The sequence below is a fragment of the Vibrio sp. V08_P9A1T1 genome, from assembly GCF_963874405.1.
Classification (GTDB): domain Bacteria; phylum Pseudomonadota; class Gammaproteobacteria; order Enterobacterales; family Vibrionaceae; genus Vibrio; species Vibrio anguillarum.
On record NZ_CAWNIB010000124.1, the window covers coordinates 3381 to 5220 of the forward strand.

At 50.9% G+C, this 1840-nt stretch carries 1 rRNA gene; it reads right to left on the bottom strand.

The window, feature by feature from the left end:
- Positions 1-61: 61 nt before the first annotated feature.
- Positions 62-1606: ribosomal RNA gene (locus tag AACT21_RS06305) — 16S ribosomal RNA — on the bottom strand.
- Positions 1607-1840 lie beyond the last annotated feature (234 nt).

Sequence of the window (1840 nt, forward strand, 5' to 3'; positions counted from 1 at the left end):
TCGTCTCTTAAACTGTATAAACCATCAATCTGTGTGGACACTCATCAGTGTAATCTTCGTATAAGGAGGTGATCCAGCGCCAGGTTCCCCTAGCGCTACCTTGTTACGACTTCACCCCAGTCATGAACCACAAAGTGGTGAGCGTCCTCCCCGAAAGGTTAAACTACCCACTTCTTTTGCAGCCCACTCCCATGGTGTGACGGGCGGTGTGTACAAGGCCCGGGAACGTATTCACCGTAGCATTCTGATCTACGATTACTAGCGATTCCGACTTCATGGAGTCGAGTTGCAGACTCCAATCCGGACTACGACGCACTTTTTGGGATTCGCTCACTATCGCTAGCTTGCTGCCCTCTGTATGCGCCATTGTAGCACGTGTGTAGCCCTACTCGTAAGGGCCATGATGACTTGACGTCGTCCCCACCTTCCTCCGGTTTATCACCGGCAGTCTCCCTGGAGTTCCCGACATTACTCGCTGGCAAACAAGGATAAGGGTTGCGCTCGTTGCGGGACTTAACCCAACATTTCACAACACGAGCTGACGACAGCCATGCAGCACCTGTCTTACAGTTCCCGAAGGCACTCCCGCGTCTCCGCAGGATTCTGTAGATGTCAAGAGTAGGTAAGGTTCTTCGCGTTGCATCGAATTAAACCACATGCTCCACCGCTTGTGCGGGCCCCCGTCAATTCATTTGAGTTTTAATCTTGCGACCGTACTCCCCAGGCGGTCTACTTAACGCGTTAGCTCCGAAAGCCACGGCTCAAGGCCACAACCTCCAAGTAGACATCGTTTACGGCGTGGACTACCAGGGTATCTAATCCTGTTTGCTCCCCACGCTTTCGCATCTGAGTGTCAGTATCTGTCCAGGGGGCCGCCTTCGCCACCGGTATTCCTTCAGATCTCTACGCATTTCACCGCTACACCTGAAATTCTACCCCCCTCTACAGTACTCTAGTGAACCAGTTTCAAATGCGGTTCCGAGGTTGAGCCCCGGGCTTTCACATCTGACTTAATCCACCACCTGCATGCGCTTTACGCCCAGTAATTCCGATTAACGCTCGCACCCTCCGTATTACCGCGGCTGCTGGCACGGAGTTAGCCGGTGCTTCTTCTGTCGCTAACGTCAAATGATGCTGCTATTAACAACACCACCTTCCTCACGACTGAAAGTACTTTACAACCCGAAGGCCTTCTTCATACACGCGGCATGGCTGCATCAGGCTTGCGCCCATTGTGCAATATTCCCCACTGCTGCCTCCCGTAGGAGTCTGGACCGTGTCTCAGTTCCAGTGTGGCTGATCATCCTCTCAGACCAGCTAGGGATCGTCGCCTTGGTGAGCCATTACCTCACCAACTAGCTAATCCCACCTAGGCATATCCTGACGCGAGAGGCCCGAAGGTCCCCCTCTTTGGCCCGTAGGCATCATGCGGTATTAGCCATCGTTTCCAATGGTTATCCCCCACATCAGGGCAATTTCCTAGGCATTACTCACCCGTCCGCCGCTCGCCACCCAAGGAACAAGTTCCTCTGTGCTGCCGCTCGACTTGCATGTGTTAGGCCTGCCGCCAGCGTTCAATCTGAGCCATGATCAAACTCTTCAATTAAAGTTTTGTTGGTCCTAAGACCGGCTCAATGAATACTGACTTCAAAACTGCTCTTACTCGAAAGTAAAAAAGTAATTTTAAAGCTATTGTTGTTCCAACAGAACAACAATGAATTGACTGTGCCAAAATCAAGTAAACTTGATTCTGATTGGTCACTCAGTTCATTGATAAATCTTTTTTGATTATCATCAACGAGTGCCCACACAGATTGATAGGTTTATATTGTTAAAGAGC